This is a genomic window from Endozoicomonas sp. ALC013, assembly GCF_049310205.1.
GTDB lineage: Bacteria > Pseudomonadota > Gammaproteobacteria > Pseudomonadales > Endozoicomonadaceae > Endozoicomonas.
Genome location: NZ_JBLYNS010000323.1, coordinates 1 through 2,221 on the forward strand (window position 1 = coordinate 1; position 2,221 = coordinate 2,221).

Annotated in this window: 3 protein-coding genes; 1 reads left to right on the forward strand and 2 read right to left on the reverse strand. The window is 47.2% G+C overall.

Going from position 1 to position 2,221, the window contains the following annotated elements; all coding sequences use genetic code 11:
* A partial coding sequence (locus tag ACO6V1_RS23505; RefSeq protein ID WP_422468961.1) for a hypothetical protein occupies positions 1-263 on the reverse strand: 263 nt, incomplete at its 3' end.
* A 309-nt stretch (positions 264-572) separates the two neighbouring features.
* Here ACO6V1_RS23505 and ACO6V1_RS23510 point away from each other — a divergent pair.
* Positions 573-908 (forward strand): hypothetical protein, encoded by a 336-nt coding sequence (locus ACO6V1_RS23510; RefSeq protein WP_422450531.1) that lies wholly within the window; start codon positions 573-575, stop codon positions 906-908.
* Positions 909-1,038: 130 nt separating this feature from the next.
* Here the strand turns inward: ACO6V1_RS23510 and ACO6V1_RS23515 are convergent, their stop codons facing one another.
* Positions 1,039-1,848 carry a hypothetical protein gene (locus tag ACO6V1_RS23515; protein ID WP_422468963.1) on the reverse strand — a complete coding sequence of 270 codons (810 nt, stop codon included), beginning with the start codon at positions 1,846-1,848 and terminating at the stop codon, positions 1,039-1,041.
* Positions 1,849-2,221 lie beyond the last annotated feature (373 nt).

Below are 2,221 nucleotides of genomic sequence, written 5' to 3' on the forward strand. Positions count from 1 at the left end.
AATAGCCTGTTGTCGCTGGTTGTTGGTAGATTTATTGATATCCCCGGAAGCGTGGAAGCTGCGTCAGCAGACATGGCCGTGTCAGTCTCCATTGGCTCCGGATTACCCTGAACCGAAGTCGAAGAAGAGCGCTCAATACACGAGTTATTGCCAGTAACACGCCTGAGCTTTATGGGGGAAATGGTCCCGGATTCAGGTTGCTGTTGATGCGGTGGCAACGCTCCAGTGTCCGTTGTTGTCTTTTCAATCTGGCGACCTGCCATGCTCCGCTTTCTTTTGCGTTTGTGGCTGGTTGACGGCTCGTCTCTTTCAGCTGCAGTAGATGTTAACCTGGATACAGTATCTGCGGTTGCTGAGGAGGAAGGTGACTGCATGGTTTGTTTGGAGGTCCTCCCTGTTTCCAGTTGGAGAATCGTTTGGGTGAAAGTCTCATACTGACTGTATTTTCAGGGTTTGCGCTCCACGCAATCCCCCATAGCAACAAATTTCGTCCGGCCTGATATGGGGTAACGGCCAAACACCGGTATGATGTTTACTGAAATACTACACCGTTCCAGTGAGAGGCCGCCCCGATGGAAGTATGTCAGCCGTTGGCGAAAACCGCTAATACTTGCCACGCTCTTGAGCAGCTCGAACTCATGTTGATTCGCCTGCGCCAGCATCATAATTCGATCCGGCACTTTGAAGATTATGAAAACCAGGTCCATGCTCTTTTTGCTCAGGCAAAGTGTGAGGTTCTTGCAAATGATCTGGCTTCACTCGACGTCGATGCACCAGTCATTGAGTTCAATGGCACCTGCTATCACCGGGCATTGCGTTGTTCTGCAACTTATCAGTCAGCTGTCGGCCCTATCCGGGTTGCCCGTACACTGTACCGGCATGGCAAAGAAAGCTGGGACCATATATGACACCGGTTTTTGGTGGTTTGACTTTCTTCTTGATATTCGCTTCCGGTTTCCTCTAATTTCAGGTAGGCACCAATTTAACCAGCGTATGTTGCCATTTTAACCGTAAAATGCTTGAGTCAGGGCAACTGGTTTATCCTTGTAGGAACTCTTCCATCCAGTCATTGTTGTTGACCCGTTCTGACTCGGTCGCAAATAAATCAAAATCCGGCGACAATAAATCAGAATCCGATTCCCAAATGTCAATGTCAATTTCGTTCAGCCCAAGAGGGTCTTTTTTTCTGCATTCTAAGGCTGAATGCCAGGCGTTTTGTGTCTGTTTATCCACATCATAATGGTTGATCTTTTGGAGAACACTTATTAACTGCGGAAGTATCATCTCTTTCCGATAGGGTTCCAATAGTTCAAGTTCTCTATTCCCCAATATCGGAAAACGATCCAGCTCTTCCATTGCCGCTTCAAAGGTAAATTTCGGCCCTTGAATGCTCCTGGTGGAATCCTGATCCCAAGGGGGGGGCGTGCTTGCAGGAGGTTGTTGCAGAGCGATTGCTGTTACTACGGGTGTTTTTGTTGTCTCAATCTGTACCAACTTTTCAGCCACTGCATTTTTAACGAGCTCAGGAACAACACCATCATTATCATTTCGGATAACCGGGCTGAGCGCCTTACATAAACTTGTGGTTAGCTGGCCGTTGCTGGCATAGTGTTCCAGAGATGACCACACCGCTGGCTTTAATGGTTTTTTGTATTTGATGATATTGATAATCATGGAAGGTGACAGCAGAAATGCTGCTTTTTTAGGCTCAGCTTTCCTGGTCTCTTTGGTTCTTGCTTTCATTTGGGCTAATTTTGCCTCAAGCCTGATCGCATAGGGCTCCCGTTTGTCCTGAGGCTTTTCATACCATTGTTCTGTGAATTCAGTTGCCTTGAAAAAGGCGGTCAACTGTTCCAATGTCCAGTTCTTTATAACAAGGCCAGTATCCGTGAGGGTAAAATCCGGTTTTTGGAGTACAACCGGTTCACCATCGGTTGGCATGACAGTAAGCTTTTGATTCCTGAATTGATACTCTGTTTGTTTAAGCTCGAACAGTATGGCCGTGATAAAGTACCACAGGCGTTCCTGGCCCAACATGACGTGATCACCATCAACAACTACGCCTCTTTCATCATCAGTTGACACCCGGTTTGAAAAGCAGAGATCCGGTATATCGATGTGTTCAGGCAGATAGTGGTTTGTCAGTAACATTCCTTCCAGCAACCGTTGCTGAATCGTGACATCAGGAGCAGTTTCAGGTGCAGCCTGATAGTCAAGACAG

Coding starts and splice junctions, on each gene's coding strand:
- ACO6V1_RS23510 (WP_422450531.1), top strand. CDS start 573: ATGGAAGTATGTCAGCCGTTGGCGAAAACCGCTAATACTTGCCACGCT.